Annotated in this window: 1 protein-coding gene; it reads left to right on the plus strand. The window is 61.4% G+C overall.

Features of this window, described 5'->3' with window-relative positions:
* A partial coding sequence (locus tag GV790_RS29375) for an alpha-amylase family glycosyl hydrolase (RefSeq protein ID WP_256673608.1) occupies positions 1-337 on the plus strand: 337 nt, incomplete at both ends.

Raw genomic sequence — 337 nt, forward strand, 5'->3', positions numbered from 1 at the left:
GGGTCACCGCGATCGAACTGATGCCGGTACACCAGTTCCTGCACGACCGCATCCTGCTCGACCAGGGCTTGCGTAACTACTGGGGTTACAACAGCTTCGGGTATCTGGCACCGCATCACGAGTACGCGGCGGGCGGCCGGGCCGGCGCGGCGGTCACCGAATTCAAGGCAATGGTGCGGGCATTGCACTCCGAGGGCATCGAAGTGATCCTGGATGTGGTGTACAACCACACCGCGGAGGGGAACCATTTCGGGCCGACCATCGGTTTCCGTGGCATCGACAATGCCGCCTATTACCGGCTGATGGACGACGAACCCGCGCATTATATGGACTACAC

The organism is Nocardia cyriacigeorgica (assembly GCF_010858045.1).
In the GTDB taxonomy this organism is placed as follows: Bacteria; Actinomycetota; Actinomycetes; order Mycobacteriales; family Mycobacteriaceae; genus Nocardia; species Nocardia cyriacigeorgica_E.